The sequence below is a fragment of the Streptomyces sp. NPDC006476 genome (assembly GCF_040612015.1).
GTDB lineage: Bacteria > Actinomycetota > Actinomycetes > Streptomycetales > Streptomycetaceae > Streptomyces > Streptomyces griseorubiginosus_B.
Genome location: NZ_JBEXPK010000033.1, coordinates 67,458 through 84,373, shown reverse-complemented (window position 1 = coordinate 84,373; position 16,916 = coordinate 67,458). Strand labels below are relative to the sequence as shown.

The following is a 16,916-nucleotide window of genomic DNA, read 5'->3' as shown; positions in this document are numbered from 1 at the left end:
CTACCCGCCTGCGGGCAGATCGGTGCGCGGGGCCGTGCCCAGATGCACGCCGACCCGCTTCACTAGCAGCGTCATCTCGTACGCGACCTGGCCGACGTCGGAGTCGGCGTCCGAGAGGACGGCGAGGCAGCTGCCGTCGCCGGCGGCCGTCACGAACAGGAAGGCGTCGTCGAGCTCGACGACGGTCTGCCGGACGTTGCCCGCCTCGAAGTGCCGGCCGACACCCTTGGCGAGGCTGTGGAAGCCGGAGGCGACGGCGGCGAGGTGCTCGCTGTCCTCCCGGCTGAGGTCCTTGGACACACCGGTCGGCAGGCCGTCGCCGGAGAGCACGAGGGCTTTGCGGATGCTCGCGACGCGTTCCACCAGTTCGTCCAGGAGCCAGTTGAGCTCGCCGGAGTTGGTCGCGGTGTGGCCGGTCGCCTTCGGTGCGGTCATCGACCGTCCCCCTTTGTCGTTCCGTGTGGTGCTGTGCCGCTGTGGGCGTCGTCGCCCGCGGCGTTCTCCTCGCGGCCGCGCTGCCAGCCGCGCTGGAGCGAGGCCATGCGGCTGCGTACCTCGTCGGCGTCCCGCTCCGCGAAGTCCGTGCTGTTCTGCGGAGGCCGGCCGGCGCTCTGCTTGAGCTGCGGTGCCAGGTTGGCCTGGCGCACCCGCCGGGGCAGCGGGCCGATGCCGCCGCCCGAACCGCCCGGCGGTTGTGCCCCGGGACGCCTGCCGCTGGTGTCCGCCCCGCCCGGTGCGATGGCCGCGGGACGGACATGTGCCGGGAGGACGGGGGCCTGCGGTGCCTCGCCGATGCCGTGGTCGTCGGGTGTCTGGGCCGGGCCGGTCTCGCCGAATCCCTCAGAGCCGCCCACGCCCGGGCGCAGCGGTGAGGCACCGCGTCGACGGGTCGGCAGCGGCGGCGCGCCGTCCTGGCCCGGCCGGACGTGGCCGTCGGCCGCGAGGGGGTCGTCCCCCCGACGACGGGTCGCCGGGGACGCCGAGCCCTGGGGCTCGGATCGTCGAGCCGCTGCCGGCGACTCGTCCGGTGCGTCCTCGCGGCGGAACCGCTGCTCGGTGACCGGGCGTCCGTGCGAGCTGACCAGCTTGGGGGCCCCGCGCCGGGGCAGCGAGACCGCGGCGCCCAGCTGGTCGTCCGCGCCGTCCCGGGCATGGCTGACGTCGTCGCCGTGGAGGTGCTCGCCATGACGGCCGGTGGCCTCGTCCTCCACGCGGGCGATGGAACGCCGGGGGCGGAACAGGCCGCCTTCCTCGCCGTCCTCCTCCAGCGCCGCCGGGAAGTCGTCGACGGCGTCGAGGTCGACGGGCGCCTCCAGCTCCACCGGGCCGTCCAGGAGCGAGGCGGGCAGGCCGGGCAGCTGCTCGGGCACGCGCGGAAGCGCGGTCCGGCGGCCTTCCTCCAGCTCGGCCTCCTTGGACGGGTGGGGCCGGTCGAGGCGGAAGCCGATGCCGTTGGTGTCGGGCACGTCGTCCGTGAGCAGGGCGTCGGGGATGAAGACGACGGCGGTGGTGCCGCCGTAGGGGGAAGGCTGCAGGGAGACCCGGACGTTCTGCCGCTGGGCGAGCCGGCTGACCACGAACAGGCCGAGCCGGTCGGTGTCGGACAGCTCGAACTCGGGAGTCTCGGCGAGCCGGAGGTTGGCGTCCAGCAGTGCGTCGGCCGCCATGCCGAGGCCGCGGTCGTGGATCTCCAGGGTGAAGCCGTTGGCGACCCGTTCGCCCACGACCTGGACGGCGGTGTGCGGCGGGGAGAACACCGTGGCGTTCTCCAGGAGTTCGGCCACGAGGTGGGTGAGGTCGGCGACGGCCGGGCCGGTGACGGCGACCCGGGGCAGCCGGCGAACCTCGATGCGCTCGTAGTCCTCGACCTCGGCCACGGCGGCCCGTACGACGTCCATGAGCTGGACGGGCTTGCGCCACTGCCGGGACGGGGCGGCCCCGGAGAGGATCACCAGGCCCTCGGCGTGCCGGCGCATACGGGTGGTCAGGTGGTCGAGCCGGAAGAGGTCGGCGAGTTCGTCGGTGTCCTCGGTACGCCGCTCCATGCTGTCCAGCAGGGTGAGCTGCTTGTGCAGCAGGACCTGGCTGCGGCGGGCCAGGTTGACGAACACCTCGGAGACTCCGGCCCGCAGTTCGGCCTGTTTGACGGCCGCCTCGACGGCGGCCCGCTGCAGGGTGTTGAGGGCCTGGCCGACCTCGCCGATCTCGTTCTTGTCGTACTCGAGGCGGGGGACCTCGGTCTCCACGTCGACCTGTTCGCCCGCGGACAGGCGGCGCATCACGCTGGGCAGCCGGACGCCGGACGCCTCGTGCGCCTCGAGACGCAGTTGCCGCAGGTCGCGGATGAGGGTGCGGCCGACGCGCACGGACAGGAACAGCGAGAGCAGCAGGGCGACCAGACCGAGGACGCCGGCGATGGCCGCCTTGGCGATGACACCGACGGCGACCGGGCGGACGCGGTCCTGATAACGGTCGCTCGCCTGGTCGTTGAGGGTGCCGAGCTTGGCGAGCACGCTTCCGGCGGCGGTGTCCCAGCTCTGCGCGGTGACCTCGCCGGGCCTGCCCGTGGTGGAGGAGATCGCCGCCTGCTCGTCCGCACGCAGCGGGGCGGTGGTGGCGTTCTTCCAGAAGCGCTGGTAGCGGTCGCGTTCGGACGAGGGCAGCAGCGGAAGGTTGACGTCGTACATCAGGCCCCGCTGGGCCACGAGGTCGGTGATGTCACGGACTTCGTCACGGGTGAGCTTGCCGACGATCAGGGAGGAGCCGAGCAGGGCGTCCTCGCGGGAGAGCAACTCCCGGGCGCGCGCGAGGTTGACCAGAGCGCGGTACTGCTTGTCCATCTCGACGTTGTCGACGACGTGCAGATTGGCGAGCAGGACGTAGCACGGGTCGACCAGGCTGTTGTAGAGGTCGAGGGCGTGTGCGCGGTCGACGGTGCCGTCCTCGACGCTGCGGCGAAGCGAGGCGAGACCGTCGAAGGTGTCCAGCACGGTGCTCAGGCGATCGCTCGTCGCTTGGCCCATGGCATCGCGGACGTCGGGGTTCTTGGAGTTCCGCCGGATCTCGGCGATGGCCTCGTCCGTGGCGGCCCGGCTGCGCCTGAGGTCCGACAGACCGTCGGAGGCCCGCGGGTCGGCGAGGTAGACCAGGGACTGACGGCGTTCCTGCTGCACGACGCGGACGGTGTCCTCGATCGGGTACGCGACCTTCTCGACCACGTCCGAGACGTTGAACAGGTCCTCGGCCTGACGGCCCGTGAGTACCGTGGCGAAGCCCCAGATGGCCGTCAGGGACACCAGCGGCACGAGAAGCAGCGCCACGATCTTCCGGCGGATGGACTTCCCGCGAAAGCGCATGGCCTCCCCCAGCTCGACCCCCGCCGGCCGGGGGTACACATGTACGTCAACAAACGGCGCGAGCCTACTACCGACACACAGGTAACTCGAAGAGCCGTCCGGAAGGTGAACTTCCGCGCGGGCGACGAGACATGGCGAGTTGTCCGGCCATTGGGGGAGATTGCGTCCCCGTTTGCCTGTTCGGTGACGGGAACTCATCCACCGGGTGCACTTGGTCTGTTGGCCGAAATTTTTCGCTTCTCGGGAATCTTCGGGGCACGTCGTTCGTCCTTCTTGATGGGAAACGGGGACGGAATCGGCCACATGAGCCGCATCCCGCACCCGGGCGGCGTAAAGCAGCGCAAGCCGGGCAACCACAGGGGAGCCGTGCCGTCGGGCACGGACGAGCGGTCTGCTGGCGGTGGGGAGTGACACGTTGATGGGCACGGCGGAGCGGCGCGAGGCGCCCGGGGACGGCATGGCGGCGAGCCTGGTCGAGGACCGGGTTCCCGAAGCACCGGATCCCGACATTCCGGCAGCCAGGAACAGGGTCGAGCGAGACGAGGAGCGGGAGCAGGGGTATCGGCCCCTGTGGGTCGAGGAGCCGGCCAAGCGCCGTCGGCTGCCTGATCCGGTCCGTACGGCGGCGGTGCGGGCGGGTCTGATCATCGCCGTGACGCTGCTGCTGGCGATGGTGGCCTTCCTGTGCACCATGGCCGGGTCCTGGCCGGCCTTCCCCATGGTGATCAGCGCTGTGGTGAGCACGGTGGTGGCCACCTGGAGCGCTCTCGACGTCTGGGTGACCCGCCAGGTGTGGAACCAGCGCAACGGCGTGGTGTCGACGCCGAGCAGCACGGCCCGGGCCCTGCGGCGCGAGAAGCGCCGCACCCGGCGACAGGCGAAAGCCACCGAGCGGGCGCAGGCGCGAATACGCCGACGCGGCGGCACCGGACAGCTCTCGCACCCCTGACGACCGCCGGTTCGATACGGCGTCGTCGGCGCCGGGGCGGCCGGGACGCGGATCGGCTAAGGCGCCGGTCGGCTAAGGCGCGGTCGGTGCCGGGCGCTTGAACATCCGCGTCGCGGTGATCTCGCTGTGTCCGGCCTCCCCCGCGGGAGCCTCGCTCGGCAGTCCCGGCCGCAGGTGCTCCTCCACGCTGATGTACTTCAGCCCGGCCCGTAGGTCGGCGTCGTTGCGCAGCCGGATGACCAGGGGGAACTCGGCCAGCGCGGTGGTGTCGAACAGGCCTGTGGTGTACAGGAGCTGAACGCCCAGCGCGTCGGACACCGCGCGCTGGAGCTCCAGCAGATACGTGGCGTTGGCGCGGCCGATGGGGTTGTCGAGGAACAGCGTGCCGGCGTGCCGGTGCTTGTCGCGGCCCCGGTCGTTGGAGCGCAGTGCCGCCATCGTGCAGTACAGGGCGATGGCGGCGGTGAGCAGCTGACCGCCCGAGAACACGTCGCCCATCTGTCCGACGGGCACCCGCTCGGCGCGCAGCACGGCGTCCGGCTTGAGGATCTCCACGGAAACACCCTTGGGCTGCAGGGCGGCGCCCACGCCTCGCAGCAGCAGGGACATGCCGTCGCGGCGCAGGTCGGAGTTCTTCTTCACGGCGGCCCTGGTCGCCTCGTCGATGACCTCGCCGAGGCGCTCGGTCAGGGTGGCCTGGTCGGGTTCCTCGAAGCGGATCCGCAGGAACTCCTGACCGGACCATTCGCCGAGCCCCTCGGGCAGCCGGGAGAGCCGCTGGGCAGAGCGCAGGGTCGCCAGCGCCGACTCGACCAGCCCGCGCAGCCGGTCCACGATCGAGTCGCGGTTGCGCTCCAATTGAGCCAACTCGTCGGTGAGGACCCGCAGTCGGGGTGCGAAGGCGTCCGCCCACTTCTGCGCGTGCTCCGGCAGTGCGGAGGCGGGCAGTTCACGGATCTGCTGGCGGGCGGGGGTGCGCACCTGTTCGTAGCGCGTCGAGTTGGCGTGCCGGACGAGGACGTCGCCGGCCTCGCGCACGGCGGCCTCGGCGGCGGACAGGTCGGCGGCACAGCCGCGCAGCGACCGCCGGGCCTCGGCGGCCGACTGCCGGGCCTCGTCCAGGGTGCCGGGGTAGGGCTCCGGTTCCTCCTGGTCGTCCTCCATGGCGTGCTCGCGCAGCAGGTCCCGCAGCATCGCGGCCGTCTCGTCGAAGCCGCCGGCCGCGTCCTCGGCCGCGCGGTGGGCGTCGAGCAGCTCGGCGTGGGCCTCCCGGGCCTGGATCAACGCCTCGGTGCGGGAGGCGAGTTCGGCAGTCGCTGTGCGCAGCAGGGCCTGGGCGTGCTCGGCGTCGCGCGGCTGGAGCTCCTCGGGCAGCTCGGTGTGGGCCTCGCCGTCCTCGGGGGCGTGCCGTTCGGCCTCGCCGCGCAGCCGGCCCAACTGCTCGCTCGCGCTGGACATCCGGGTCTCCAGGAGCTGCACCAGCTCCTCGGCGCGGGCGGCGGCGGCCTGCCGGGACGGCCCGTCGGAGCCGTCCGGTGACTGCAGCAACTGCTCCGCGCGGGTGCGGACCTTGTTGCTGAGCCGGTCCAGTTCGGCGCGGGCCGCGCTCTCGTCGCTCTCCGCGCGCGCCTGTTCGGCCCGCAGGTCGGCGCCGACGCCGACCTTCTCGTACACCTGGGAGGCGGCCCGGTAGGCCTCGCGCAGGGCAGGCAGGGACGCCTTGGGAGCGCCCGCGTCCGCTTCGGCGTCGGGTACGTCGTCGGGGGCGCCGGCGATCTCCGAGCGCTCGGCGCGCAGCGCGCGGGCGGTGCGGCGGGCGTCGTCGGCCGCGCGCTGGGCGGCGCGCCGGTCCTCGTCGGCGGCGCGGGCGCGTTCCAGGCACGCCTGCGCGCGGGCCTCGGACTCGGCGCCCTCGTCGGCCAGTTCGCGCAGCTTCACCTGCCAGCCGGCGCGCTCGCGTAGCCGGAAGGCGAGCCCGGCGAGGGCGTCGGCGGCGCGGCGGGCCTTCTGTGCGGCCTCCTGCCGTTCGTCTCGGACCTGCGCGGCCTCAGCGGCGGTCTCGTCGGCCTCGGCCCGTACCGTGCGTGCCTCGGCCAGCTCGGCCTCGGCCTCTTCCGCGAAGGTGCGCGCGTCGTGGGCGGCCTGTGCCAGTTCGACCAGCCGTCCGGCCGGGCAGCCGGTGCGCCAGGAGGCGAGGCGTGCCGCCAGCTCGCGGTCCTTGCCGAGGCGGGCCGCGAGCGCCCGGATCTCCTCGTCCCGCTCGGCCGCCCGGGCCCGCAGGGCCTGCCGTTCCTCGTCGGCGGCGTGTTCGTCGTGCATGGCCGGGTTCGGCGGGACGAGGAAGACGTCACCGCCCTGGGTGCCGGGGGCCGGGGTCGGTGCCAGCAGGGCGGCGGCCGTGCCGACGGCGACGGCGGACCGCGGGAGCAGGGCCGCGTCGGTGAGCGCGTCACGGGCACGCGCGTGCGTGGCCGGATCGGTGATGATGACGCCGTCGACCAGTTCCGGGCGGGCGGCCAGCACCCGCGCGTGGTCGGCCGGGTCGACGGCCTGGGCGAGGTAGCGCCAGCCGGGCAGGGCGGGGATGCCGCGCTCGCCGAGGAACTCGACGGTGGCCAGCACGTCCGGCCCGGGTGGCAGCAGCCCGCCGTCGCCGAGCGCGCCGAGGATCCGGGAGTCGTCGGCCGCCGCGGTCCGCAGTTCGAAGAGCTGGCGTTCGGCGGAGGACACGGAGTCCTCGAGCAGTTCGCGCAGTTCGTCGGCGAAACGGTCCAACTCCTCGGGCGTGAGCGCCGCTTCGTCGTCATCCGTCTCGTGACGGGGCTGCGGGACGGAGGAGCGCGTCCGGCCGCCGCCGGACAGGCTCAGCAGCTCCGCCAGCCGCTCCTCGGCGGCCAGCGACTCGGCGATGCGCAGTTCGGCCTCGTAGGAGCGCTGGGTGGCCGTGGCCGCGTCCGCCGCGCGGGCGGCCGTCAGCTCGGCGCGGGACTCCGCCGCGGCCGCCTCCCGGGCGTGCTCCGTGGCCTTGCGGGACGCCTCACGGGCCGTGTCCCAGGCAGCGACGGCGCTCTTCTCGGCGTCGCTGGCCGCGAGGGCGGCACGGGCTGGGTCGGCGTCGGGCGCGCTGTCGTCGAGCCAGCCGGCGCGCACCGCCTCCGCGGTCTCCTGTTCCACCTCGCTGAGGCGCTGGCGAAGGTGGCCGATCTCGCTGCGGGCCCGCTGCGCCTCCGTGGCGGCGGCGGTCGCGTCGCGGTGGGCCGACTCGCCGGTCTCCTGGAGTGCGGCGGAGCGCTCCTCCTCCTCGTTGGCGAGGGTCTCGGCGCTCTCGGCGGCCGCGTGCAGGGCCCGTACGAGGTCCACGGCGGCCCTGGCGCGGGCGGCGAGCGCGGGGGCCGCGTCCCGCTCGGCCTCCTGGATCGCGGCGGCCACGCGCGCGACCCGGTCGGCGGCGGCGCGGTGGCGCAGCACCGCCTCGGCGGCCTGCCAGGCGGAGTGCAGGGTGCGCGCGTCGGCCAGCTCGCGCTTCTGTCCGGCGGCGGACTTCTCGGCGGCGGCCAGCGCCAAGGAGGCGTTGCGGAAGGCGAGTTCGGCGGCGATCAGCGCACTGCGCTCGCGGGCCGCCTCGGAGTGCGTGACCGCGTACGCGGCGGCCGTGACGCGCTGGGCGAGGTTGGCGGCCCGAACGCGCTCCTGGCCGCTCCGCGCCGACAGACGGCGAGCCAGCGTACGGGTACGGCGTTCGGCGCCGGCGTGGATGTCACGCGCGCGTGCGCGGGCTTCGGCGGCCTCGACGATCCGCCCGAGCAGGTCCACCGACCCGGCGGTGAAGTCCCGTTCGGCGATCAGCTCGGCGCGGCGGCCCAGCTTGTTGCCGAAACCGCTGACCAGGTCGGCGAGTCCGTCGGTGTCCCGGGTGTCGGTGACGGCGCGCAGCAGCAGGTCGGTGAAGTCGGAGTCCTTCTTCACCGCGAAGAGACCCGCGGCCTCACCCTCGTCGGCGTTCATCTCCCGCTGGTAGCGGAAGAGTTCGGGGTCGAGGCCGAGGTCGCCGAGGTGTTCGATCCACCGGTCGTGGATCTCCTCCCAGTGCACCTCCAGGTGCGGATACGCCTTGCCCGCCTCTGTGATGGCGTCCCGGAAGCCCTTCATGGTGCGCCGGCGCCCCTGCGCGCCCGACTGGCCCTCGACGGGCGCCCGTACCGAAGTGGCCTCGGCGACGGGCAGGTTGTCCAGGGACAGCCCGGGTCCGGGCCGGAAGGAGTACCAGGCCTCGGCGAACTTCCGCGGGTCGTTGGAGACCTGGCGCCCGCGCCACTCGCTGACCTTGCCGACGACGACGCACTCGCCGGTCAGCGTGTGCTGCCACTCCAGTGCGACGTGCCCGCAGTCGTCGGCGAGCAGGAACTTGCGCAGTACACCGGAGCTGGCGCCGCCCAGGGTGTTGCGGTGTCCCGGCAGCATCACCGAGAAGATCAGCTTCAGCAGCACCGACTTGCCGCCGCCGTTCTCCAGGAAGAGCACGCCCGCGGGCGCCGGTCGGCGCGGCGGGCCCACGGGCTCCTCCTCGAAGAACTCCGCCTGGGTGGGCGCGGGGTCGGGCACCGGCTCGCCGACACCCCGCAGGTCGAGCACGGTGTCGGCGTAGCGCGCACCGGCGGGACCGATGGAGTAGAGGCGGATCCGGGACAGCTCGTACATGGCGGACTCTCGTAGGTCTTCGGCAGGTCAGGGGGGTTCAGGAGGGCGTGGAGGAGTGGAACGGCAGCCCGGCGTCGGCCGCCAGGTCCAGGTCCTCACCGTCCTGGGGCGGCAGCAGGGTGGGGGTGCCGTCCGTCACCGGGACCACGCCCAGCTCCAGCAGTTCGGCCATCGCGGCGCTGCCCGCCATGTCCCGCACCTGGAGCTGGTAGCGGGCCGTCGTGCGGTACGTGCCGCCGTTGTCGTCGCCGGTGCGCTGCAGGAAGCCGGAGTCGGTGAGGAAGGCCACCGCCTTGCCGACGATGCCGGTCGTTGATCCGGCGAGTCTGCGGGCGTCCTTGGTGGCGCCGGCCGCGCTGCGTCTCACCCAGATCCGCCACGCGGCCTCCAGGCCGGGCGCGTCCGTGGCCGGGTCGGTGTTCTCGCCCTGTTCCTCGGCGCGTTCCTCCAGCCGCCGGCACGCCTGCCGTACGAAGGCGTCGACGCCGTTGACCGTCACGCGCCCGATGTACCCGTCGTCGGCCAGGTCCTCCGGGCGCGGGAACGCCATGGCGGCGACGGCGAGATGGGCCAGCCCGTGCAGGAACCGGTCCCCGCCGTCGGCGGACGTACGACGCGCGTAGTCGCCCATGCGAACCGCGAACACCGAGTCCTCGGCGGCCGTCACGGCCATCCCCGCGCGCGCGGAGACCTCCAGCACCACCAGCCCGAGGCCGGCGGCCACAGCGTCCGCGAGCCGCGCGAACGCCGGGTCCTCCCGGTAGCGCCGCAGCAGTTCGGCGTACTCCTGGTCGCGCGCCGGCTGCAGCTTGGGCTGCAGCCCGAAGGCGACGAGCCGGGCCGCGTCGGCGGCGTCGGCGGGCGTGACGGCACTCGGGGCCGACGGGGCCGGGGCCTCCGTGTCACTCCACTCGATGTGCTCGGTCACTGCTCGGGCTCCTTGTCGCGCTGTCGTCCACTCATGCTGCTTCCGTCCGGTCCGCCGCCATCCCGGCCGCGTCCAGCAGGGCCGTCCCCACGATCAGGTCGGCGCCGCCGAACTCGGGATCGTCCAGCTCCGTCCCGTCGTCGACGGCGAACAGCAGCTTCTCCTCGCCCTGCCGGTAGGCGGTTCCGACCGGCGGACTGGCCGCGTGCACCGCCAACAGGGCCACCAGGTACGGAAGTTCCGGGTCCAGCCGACGCGCCTCCGCGAGCAGCCCCGACAGCCGGCGGGGCGCGTCGGCCGGCAGGTCCAGCAGCTCCGTCGCCGCCGCCAGTTGCTCCTCGCTGAACCGGCTGTCGTCCGGCGTGGCGATCAGATCCGGCTCCGGCATCTCCGCGCCGAGGTGTTCCCGCTCCACCGGAGGCGTCAGCAGTATGTCGACGAGATCGCCCACTCGCACCGACACCGGCGTCCGCAGTCCTGTTCCGCGCGCGAAGAAGGCGTCCGTGACCCGGACCGCCTGCTCCAGCGGCAACGGCAGCACGGGGGCGACCAGATGGCCGTAGAGGTCGATCCCGGAGGACGTCATGGGCGTCGCGAAGGCCTGCCGGTCCTGCTCGGCGCGGAAGAGCGGGCCCGCCTCCAGCAGTCGCGACTGCAACTGCGTGTGCCGTCGGATGCAGTCCTTGACGATGTCGACGAGTTCGGCGGCCCGCCGCTTGTGCTCGGCCTCCTCCGTCTCGTCCCGCGCCTTGCGGATGTTGGTGAGGATCGCGTTCTCGTGGCGGTAGCGGTCGGCCACGTGGTCCAGCGCCTCGGCGATCATGTCGGGCACGGAGTTGAGCCAGTCCACCGCGCGGACGTTGCGCCGGGTCGCGTCCAGGGCGCGGCGCAGGGTCTCCGAGTACTGCACGGTCCGGTAGCGGGCCTGTTCGGCGGCGAGTTGGGCGTCCGCCAGGCGCCCCCGGTTGATCAGGACCTCGAGCTTGACCTCGGCGGCGATCTGGGCGCTGGTGACGTCGGTGTCGAGGGCGCCGACCAGGACGTTGACCGCCTCGTCCGTGGTGCGGAGATAGACCGTGCCGCCGGGCCCGGGCACCTCCTCGATCAGCTTGAAGTCGTAGTCACGGCGGACATAGCTGCCGTCCGTCGTGAAGGTGCCGTACACCGCCCGGAAGCCGCGGTCGACGCTGCCGACGTTGATCAGGTTCTCCAGGACCCAGCGGGCCACGCGCTCGTGCTCGGCGACCGGCCGCTGCGGGGCCTGGGCGGCGATGCGCGGGATGAGCCGGGCGACGATCTGGTCGTGGTCGGCGCCCGTGTCGAAGTCCATGTTCAGAGTGACCAGGTCGATGGCGGCGAGCGCGACCTCCGCCATGCCGTACACCGAGTACTCGCCCGCCAGGTTGGCCTTGCGCGCGTCCAGGTCGTGCAGCGGCGCGGTGCAGGCGAGCGCGCGCAGCCGCCGCGCCAGTCCCTCGTCGGCGGCCGGGCCCGGCGCGGGGCGCGGCCCCGCGCTGAACTGGGGCGGAACGCTGTCCGTCGATGCAGGCGAAGTCACGGTGCACAGACTAGGTGGTGGGTCTGACAACTCCCCAACCGACGAGTACGGCCACGCGGCTCCTCCCCTCGTCGTTACTGCTCCGCAGCACCGGAGGTGCCCTGGAGGGCGTCCTCCGCAGCCCTAGAGGGCGTCGTCCGCGCCGACTCTTCTCCGGTACACCTCGACCACTCGTTCGAGTGAGTCGGCGAGGTAGACGGCGAGCAGTTCTTCCGCCGTCGCCCTCTCGCCCGCCTGAAGCGCCCGCAGGATCTGTTCGTTGCGGGTGAGGTACGGCTCGTGGAGGGCCCTGGGGTCGTCCACGACGTGGAAGGCGAGGCGGAGTTCGGCGAAGACGCTGCGCATCAGCTCGTCGGTGCGGGCGCTGCCGGCCAGGGACACCAGTTCGCGGTGGAAGTGAATGTTGGCTGTACCCACCGCTTTCCAGTCACCTTCGCGCGCCGCCCGCCGCCCCTCGTCCACGGCCTGGGCGAGCGCGTCCAGGCCGTACGGCGGGTCACCGAGGCCGCGTACGACGGCGCACTCGACGAGCCCGCGGGTGCGGTAGATGTCCTCGACGTCCTCGACGGTGAGCACCCGGACGAAGACGCCCCGGTTGAGTTCGTGGACCAGCAGGCGTTCGTGGGTGAGCAGGCGAAACGCCTCACGCAGGGTGTTGCGGGAGACCCCGAGGGCGCCGCCGATGCTGTCCTCCGACAGCCGGGTGCCGGGTGGGAAGAACCCCTCGGCGATCCGGCTCCTGAGGATGTCCGCGACCCGTTCGGCGGTACTGGTGCGACCGAGGAGGGCGCGGTCGTCGGCCAGTCCGCTCAGCTGCTCTGCCATGCCCGGAATTCAATCGCACACAGGAGAACGAAACAACGCGGGTATTGAAGGATCGTTGAACGATCCTCTACCTTACTGCTCACTGCACCGCTCAGCTCCGCACCCTCTGTCCTCCCTCTGCGAGGTGCCCATGAGCACGACCCCTCCACCGGAGGCCCTGTCCACCGGCGCGTCGGGCGCCGAACTCACCGAGCACGACGGCGCGTTGGGCTGGCTGCGCGCCCTCGGTCCGCGCGGCCGGCGTGCGTTCGCCGGCGCGTTCGGCGGCTATGCCCTGGATTCGTACGACTACTTCACGCTGCCGCTGAGCATGGTGGCGCTGGCCGCGTACTTCGGTCTGGACAGCGGACAGACCGGCCTCTTCACGACGGTGACGCTGGTGGTCTCCGCGGTCGGCGGCGCCGTCGCCGGCGTGGTGGCGGACCGGTTCGGCCGGGTCAGGGCCCTGATGATCACGGTGATCACATACGCCGTCTTCACCGTGGCCTGCGGATTCGCGCCCACCTACGAGACGTTGCTGGTGTTCCGGGCGCTGCAGGGCCTCGGCTTCGGCGGCGAGTGGGCGGTCGGCGCGATCCTGGTCGCCGAGTACGCGAGCGCTAGGCACCGGGGCCGCACCCTGGGGGCGGTCCAGAGTTCGTGGGCCGTGGGCTGGGCGCTGGCCGCCGTCGTGTACACCCTGGTGTTCTCGTTCGCGGGGGACGACCTGGCCTGGCGGATCATGTTCTGGACCGGTGCGCTGCCGGCCCTGCTGGTGATCTGGATGCGGCGCCGGGTGCACGACGCCCCACAGGCGGTCGCGGTCCGGGAGAGGAGCGCGCAGAAGGGTTCGTTCGTCGCGATCTTCAAACCCGGTCTGCTGCGCACCACGGTCTTCGCCGGGCTGCTGTCCACGGGCGTGCAGGGTGGCTACTACACGCTGGCCACCTGGGTACCGACGTACCTGAAGACCGACCGGGGCCTGTCGGTGGTCGGAACCGGCGGCTACCTGACGTTCCTCATCTCAGGCGCCTTCCTCGGCTATCTCACCGGCGGCTATCTCACCGACCGGCTGGGCCGCCGGCGCAACATCTGGCTGTTCGCGCTGCTGTCGGCGGTCTGCATCCTGGCGTACGCGAACATCCCGCACGGCGCCAACACCCTGCTCCTGGTGCTCGGTTTCCCGCTGGGGTTCTGCATGTCGGCGATCTTCAGCGGCTTCGGCTCCTATCTGAGCGAGCTCTACCCGACGGCGGTGCGCGGCACCGGACAGGGCTTCACGTACAACACCGGTCGCGCGGTGGGCGCCGTCTTCCCCACCGCGGTCGGTTTCCTGGCCGACAGCTGGGGCGTGGGCGGTGCGCTGGTCTTCGGCGCGATCGGTTACGGCCTCGCGGCGCTGGCGCTCCTGGGCCTGCCGGAGACGCGCGGGAAGGAACTGGCGTGAACCGGACCGAGAACCTCACCTCGACCGTGACCGACGACCGCCCCCTGGTGCTCATCGACGAGCACGCACACGCGTGGAGCCCGCGAACCGCCCGTGCCCGCTTCCGGGAAGGGCTCTGCGGACCCACCGCCGGGGTCGCGGCCGGCTACACCCAGGTCAACCTGATCTCGCTGCCCGCCGACTGGGCGTACGAGATGCTGCTGTTCGGCCAGCGCAACCCCAAGCCCTGCCCGGTGCTCGAGGTCACGGACGCCGGGTCCTGGACCAGCACCCTCGCCGAGGGCGCGGACCTGCGCACCGACCTGCCGCGCTACCGGGTGTGGCGGGACGGCGAGTTGGTGGACGAGCCGACGGACGTGCGCGGGTACTGGCGCGAGGACCTGGTGTCGTTCCTGATCGGCTGCAGCTTCACCTTCGAGTGGGCGCTGGCCGAGGCGGGCGTCCCGATCCGCCATGTCGAGCAGGGCCGCAACGTCCCGATGTACGTGACGAACCGTCAGTGCCGCCCTGCGGGGCGGCTGCGCGGCCCGATGGTGGTGTCCATGCGGCCGGTGCCTCCCGAGCACCTGGCGGCGGCGATCCGGGAGAGCAGCCTGCTCCCGGCCGTGCATGGCGGCCCCGTCCACTGCGGTGATCCGTCGGCGCTCGGCATCGAGGACCTCGGCCGCCCCGACTTCGGCGACCCGGTGGACCTGGCACCGGACGACATCCCGGTGTTCTGGGCGTGCGGTGTGACCCCGCAGGCCGCGGTGACGGCCTCCCGCCCGCCGTTCGCCATCACCCACGCCCCGGGGCAGATGTTCCTGACCGACGCCCGCGACACGCGGTACCGCGTGCTCTGAGAACCGCCCGCTCCACGGGACGGAGCGTCCACTCGGCGAGAACTACGAGAACGAGAAGGATCCATGGCCTCGATCGATCTGAACGCCGACCTCGGCGAGGGCTTCGGCCGCTGGCGGCTGACCGACGACGAGCGGCTGCTGTCCGTCGTCACCAGCGCCAACGTGGCCTGCGGCTTCCACGCCGGGGACGCGGCGACCATGCGGCGCGTGTGCGAGCTGGCCGCCGAGCGCGGTGTGCGGATCGGCGCCCAGGTCTCCTACCGGGACCTCGCGGGCTTCGGGCGGCGCGCGATGGACGTGCCGCCCGCGGAGCTCACGGCCGAGGTCGCCTACCAGATCGGCGCCCTGGAGGTCTTCGCGCGCGCGGCGGGCACGCGCGTGTCCTACGTCAAACCGCACGGCGCGCTCTACAACCGCGTCGTGCACGACGAGGAACAGGCCGGCGCGGTGGTGGACGGCGTACGGCTCGCCGACCCGTCCCTGCCCGTGCTCGGCCTGCCGGGTTCGCGGCTGCTGGAGTACGCCGGCAAGGCGGGTCTGCCGGCCGTCACCGAGGCGTTCGCGGACCGCGCCTACACCGCGGAGGGCACACTCGTCCCGCGCGGCCGGGACGGTGCCGTGGTGACCGACCCGGAGGCCGTCGTGGAGCGCTCGGTGGGCCTGGCCCGCGACGGATCGGTGACCTCGCACTCCGGCACGCGCGTGGACGTACGCGCGCGTTCCCTGTGTGTGCACGGGGACACACCGGGCGCGGTGGAACTGGCCAGGCTGGTCCGGCAGCGCCTGCAGGAGTCCGGCGTCCGGGTGGAGGCCTTCGCATGAGGGCGCTGCCCGTGGGCGAGGACGCCCTGCTCGTCGAGGTCACCTCCGGCGAGGAGGCCCAGGCCCTGCACGCGGATCTGCTGCGCCGCCGCGCGGAGGGCGCGCTGTCGGTCCGGGAGATCGTGCCCGCTGCCCGCACGGTCCTCCTCGACGGCCTCACCGACCGCTCCCGCCTGGCCGCCGAACTGACCGCCACCGAGGCCCCGGCCGCTCCCCCACGCGCGCGTGAGGTCGTCGAGATCCCGGTGCGGTACGACGGCCCCGACCTCGCGGATGTCGCCGGGCACTGGGGCGTCACCGAACGGGAGGCGGCCCGCATCCACGCGGACACCGAGTTCAGCGTCGCCTTCTGCGGTTTCGCCCCCGGCTTCGGCTATCTGACCGGTCTTCCGCGGCGCTACGACGTCCCGCGCCGGGCCACCCCGCGCACGGCCGTCCCGGCTGGCTCGGTGGCTCTGGCGGGCCAGTACACGGGCGTGTACCCGCGGTCGTCACCGGGCGGCTGGCAGCTGATCGGCAGTACGGACACAATTCTGTGGGACCACGCGCGCGTACCGGCCGCGCTGCTCTCACCCGGCACGCGTGTCCGCTTCGTCGCGGTGTCCGGCTCATGACCGACCGCGCGCTCGTCGTCGTACGGGCCGGGGCCCTGACAACCGTCCAGGACGAGGGCCGTCCCGGACACGCCCACCTCGGCGTCCCCCGCTCCGGCGCGCTCGACGCCCCCACGGCGGCCCTGGCCAACCGCCTGGTCGGCAACCCGCCGACCGCGGCCGTCCTGGAGACCACGGTCAACGGCTGTGCCCTGCGCCCCCGTTCGACGGTCACCGTGGCGGTCGCCGGGGCCCCCTGCCCTGTCACCGTGGACGGCCGCCCGGCCGCGTGGGGCGCCGCGGTGCGCGTGCCCGCGGGCGCGCTGCTGGAGGTCGGAACCGTCGTCTCCGGAGTGCGCGGTTACGTGGCCGTCTCCGGAGGCATCGCCGTGGAGCCGGTGCTGGGCAGCCGGTCCACGGACCTGCTGTCGGGGCTGGGGCCGCCGCCGCTCACGGACGGCACGGTGCTGCCCCTGGGCACGCCCGGTGCCGTCCACGCGCGCGTGGACGTGGCTCCCCAACCGGCGCCTCCGGCGGAACTCGTGCTGCGGGTGTCCCTGGGTCCGCGCGACGACTGGTTCACGCGCGAGGCACTCGACACCTTCACGTCCCGCACCTACCGCGTCTCGCCCGCCAGCAACCGCATCGGCCTGCGCACGGAGGGCCCCACCCTGGAACGGGCCCGCCCGGGTGAACTCCCCAGCGAGGGCATGGTGCTGGGCGCGGTCCAGGTCCCTCCGGACGGCAGGCCGGTGGTGTTCCTGGCCGACCATCCGACGACCGGGGGCTACCCGGTGATCGCGGTGGTCAGCACACGCGACCTGCCGATCGCGGCCCAAGCGGCGCCGGGGACCCCGGTCCGTTTCGTGGCGGCGCGTCGGCGTTGACGTCATGAACAGGTGCGCTGGCCGGCCACGAC

The 16,916-nt window shown here is 73.2% G+C and carries 12 protein-coding genes; 6 read left to right on the top strand and 6 right to left on the bottom strand.

Annotated features, from left to right (window positions below; translation table 11 throughout):
- Both ABZZ74_RS32050 and ABZZ74_RS32045 read right to left on the bottom strand, forming a co-directional pair.
- Complete coding sequence (locus ABZZ74_RS32050; protein ID WP_208778750.1) at nucleotides 1-435, bottom strand: roadblock/LC7 domain-containing protein; 435 nt, start codon at nucleotides 433-435, stop codon at nucleotides 1-3.
- Nucleotides 432-3,356: a nitrate- and nitrite sensing domain-containing protein gene (locus tag ABZZ74_RS32045; protein WP_356770883.1), complete on the bottom strand. Its 2,925-nt coding sequence runs from the start codon at nucleotides 3,354-3,356 to the stop codon at nucleotides 432-434. Before ABZZ74_RS32045 ends, ABZZ74_RS32050 begins: the two co-directional genes overlap by 4 nt.
- A 418-nt stretch (nucleotides 3,357-3,774) precedes the next feature.
- Here ABZZ74_RS32045 and ABZZ74_RS32040 point away from each other — a divergent pair, with 418 nt between their 5' ends.
- Nucleotides 3,775-4,305: a hypothetical protein gene (locus tag ABZZ74_RS32040; RefSeq protein ID WP_356770881.1), complete on the top strand. Its 531-nt coding sequence runs from the start codon at nucleotides 3,775-3,777 to the stop codon at nucleotides 4,303-4,305.
- A 72-nt stretch (nucleotides 4,306-4,377) separates the two neighbouring features.
- Here ABZZ74_RS32040 and ABZZ74_RS32035 read toward each other — a convergent pair whose 3' ends face one another.
- From ABZZ74_RS32035 to ABZZ74_RS32020, 4 genes are all read right to left on the bottom strand, one after another.
- A complete protein-coding gene (locus tag ABZZ74_RS32035; RefSeq protein ID WP_356770879.1) occupies nucleotides 4,378-9,003 on the bottom strand; it encodes a hypothetical protein in 4,626 nt (1,541 codons plus the stop codon).
- Nucleotides 9,004-9,040: 37 nt separating this feature from the next.
- Nucleotides 9,041-9,931, bottom strand: coding sequence for a hypothetical protein (locus ABZZ74_RS32030; RefSeq protein ID WP_356770877.1), 891 nt, complete (start codon nucleotides 9,929-9,931; stop codon nucleotides 9,041-9,043).
- Between the two features lie 31 nt (nucleotides 9,932-9,962).
- On the bottom strand, nucleotides 9,963-11,489 hold the full coding sequence (locus tag ABZZ74_RS32025) for a hypothetical protein (RefSeq protein WP_356770875.1): 1,527 nt from the start codon (nucleotides 11,487-11,489) through the stop codon (nucleotides 9,963-9,965).
- 123 nt (nucleotides 11,490-11,612) lie between these two features.
- Nucleotides 11,613-12,314: a GntR family transcriptional regulator gene (locus ABZZ74_RS32020; protein ID WP_356770873.1), complete on the bottom strand. Its 702-nt coding sequence runs from the start codon at nucleotides 12,312-12,314 to the stop codon at nucleotides 11,613-11,615.
- A gap of 130 nt (nucleotides 12,315-12,444) precedes the next feature.
- On the opposite strand from ABZZ74_RS32020, the gene ABZZ74_RS32015 reads away from it, so the two are divergent.
- The 5 genes from ABZZ74_RS32015 (at nucleotide 12,445) to ABZZ74_RS31995 (ending at nucleotide 16,884) form a co-directional block, all read left to right on the top strand.
- On the top strand, nucleotides 12,445-13,740 hold the full coding sequence (locus tag ABZZ74_RS32015) for an MFS transporter (protein ID WP_356770871.1): 1,296 nt from the start codon (nucleotides 12,445-12,447) through the stop codon (nucleotides 13,738-13,740).
- Nucleotides 13,737-14,582, top strand: a complete 846-nt coding sequence (locus ABZZ74_RS32010; RefSeq protein ID WP_356770869.1) for a putative hydro-lyase — start codon at nucleotides 13,737-13,739, stop codon at nucleotides 14,580-14,582. The genes ABZZ74_RS32015 and ABZZ74_RS32010 overlap by 4 nt, the downstream gene beginning before the upstream one ends.
- 63 nt (nucleotides 14,583-14,645) lie before the next feature.
- Entirely contained in the window at nucleotides 14,646-15,404 is a 759-nt protein-coding gene (locus ABZZ74_RS32005; RefSeq protein ID WP_356770867.1) for a 5-oxoprolinase subunit PxpA, read from the top strand.
- The gene (gene pxpB / locus ABZZ74_RS32000; RefSeq protein ID WP_356770865.1) at nucleotides 15,401-16,018 is read left to right on the top strand and encodes a 5-oxoprolinase subunit PxpB; all 618 of its coding nucleotides are present in this window, start codon (nucleotides 15,401-15,403) and stop codon (nucleotides 16,016-16,018) included. Before ABZZ74_RS32005 ends, pxpB begins: the two co-directional genes overlap by 4 nt.
- Complete coding sequence (locus tag ABZZ74_RS31995; protein WP_356770863.1) at nucleotides 16,015-16,884, top strand: biotin-dependent carboxyltransferase family protein; 870 nt, start codon at nucleotides 16,015-16,017, stop codon at nucleotides 16,882-16,884. The genes pxpB and ABZZ74_RS31995 overlap by 4 nt, the downstream gene beginning before the upstream one ends.
- Nucleotides 16,885-16,916: the final 32 nt, after the last annotated feature.

What these genes read in the sequence shown, in the direction of transcription:
- ABZZ74_RS32050 (WP_208778750.1), bottom strand. Translation starts at nt 435, where the DNA reads ATGACCGCACCGAAGGCGACCGGCCACACCGCGACCAACTCCGGCGAG.
- ABZZ74_RS32045 (WP_356770883.1), bottom strand. Translation starts at nt 3,356, where the DNA reads ATGCGCTTTCGCGGGAAGTCCATCCGCCGGAAGATCGTGGCGCTGCTT.
- ABZZ74_RS32040 (WP_356770881.1), top strand. Translation starts at nt 3,775, where the DNA reads ATGGGCACGGCGGAGCGGCGCGAGGCGCCCGGGGACGGCATGGCGGCG.
- ABZZ74_RS32035 (WP_356770879.1), bottom strand. Translation starts at nt 9,003, where the DNA reads ATGTACGAGCTGTCCCGGATCCGCCTCTACTCCATCGGTCCCGCCGGT.
- ABZZ74_RS32020 (WP_356770873.1), bottom strand. Translation starts at nt 12,314, where the DNA reads ATGGCAGAGCAGCTGAGCGGACTGGCCGACGACCGCGCCCTCCTCGGT.
- ABZZ74_RS32015 (WP_356770871.1), top strand. Translation starts at nt 12,445, where the DNA reads ATGAGCACGACCCCTCCACCGGAGGCCCTGTCCACCGGCGCGTCGGGC.
- ABZZ74_RS32005 (WP_356770867.1), top strand. Translation starts at nt 14,646, where the DNA reads ATGGCCTCGATCGATCTGAACGCCGACCTCGGCGAGGGCTTCGGCCGC.
- pxpB (WP_356770865.1), top strand. Translation starts at nt 15,401, where the DNA reads ATGAGGGCGCTGCCCGTGGGCGAGGACGCCCTGCTCGTCGAGGTCACC.
- ABZZ74_RS31995 (WP_356770863.1), top strand. Translation starts at nt 16,015, where the DNA reads ATGACCGACCGCGCGCTCGTCGTCGTACGGGCCGGGGCCCTGACAACC.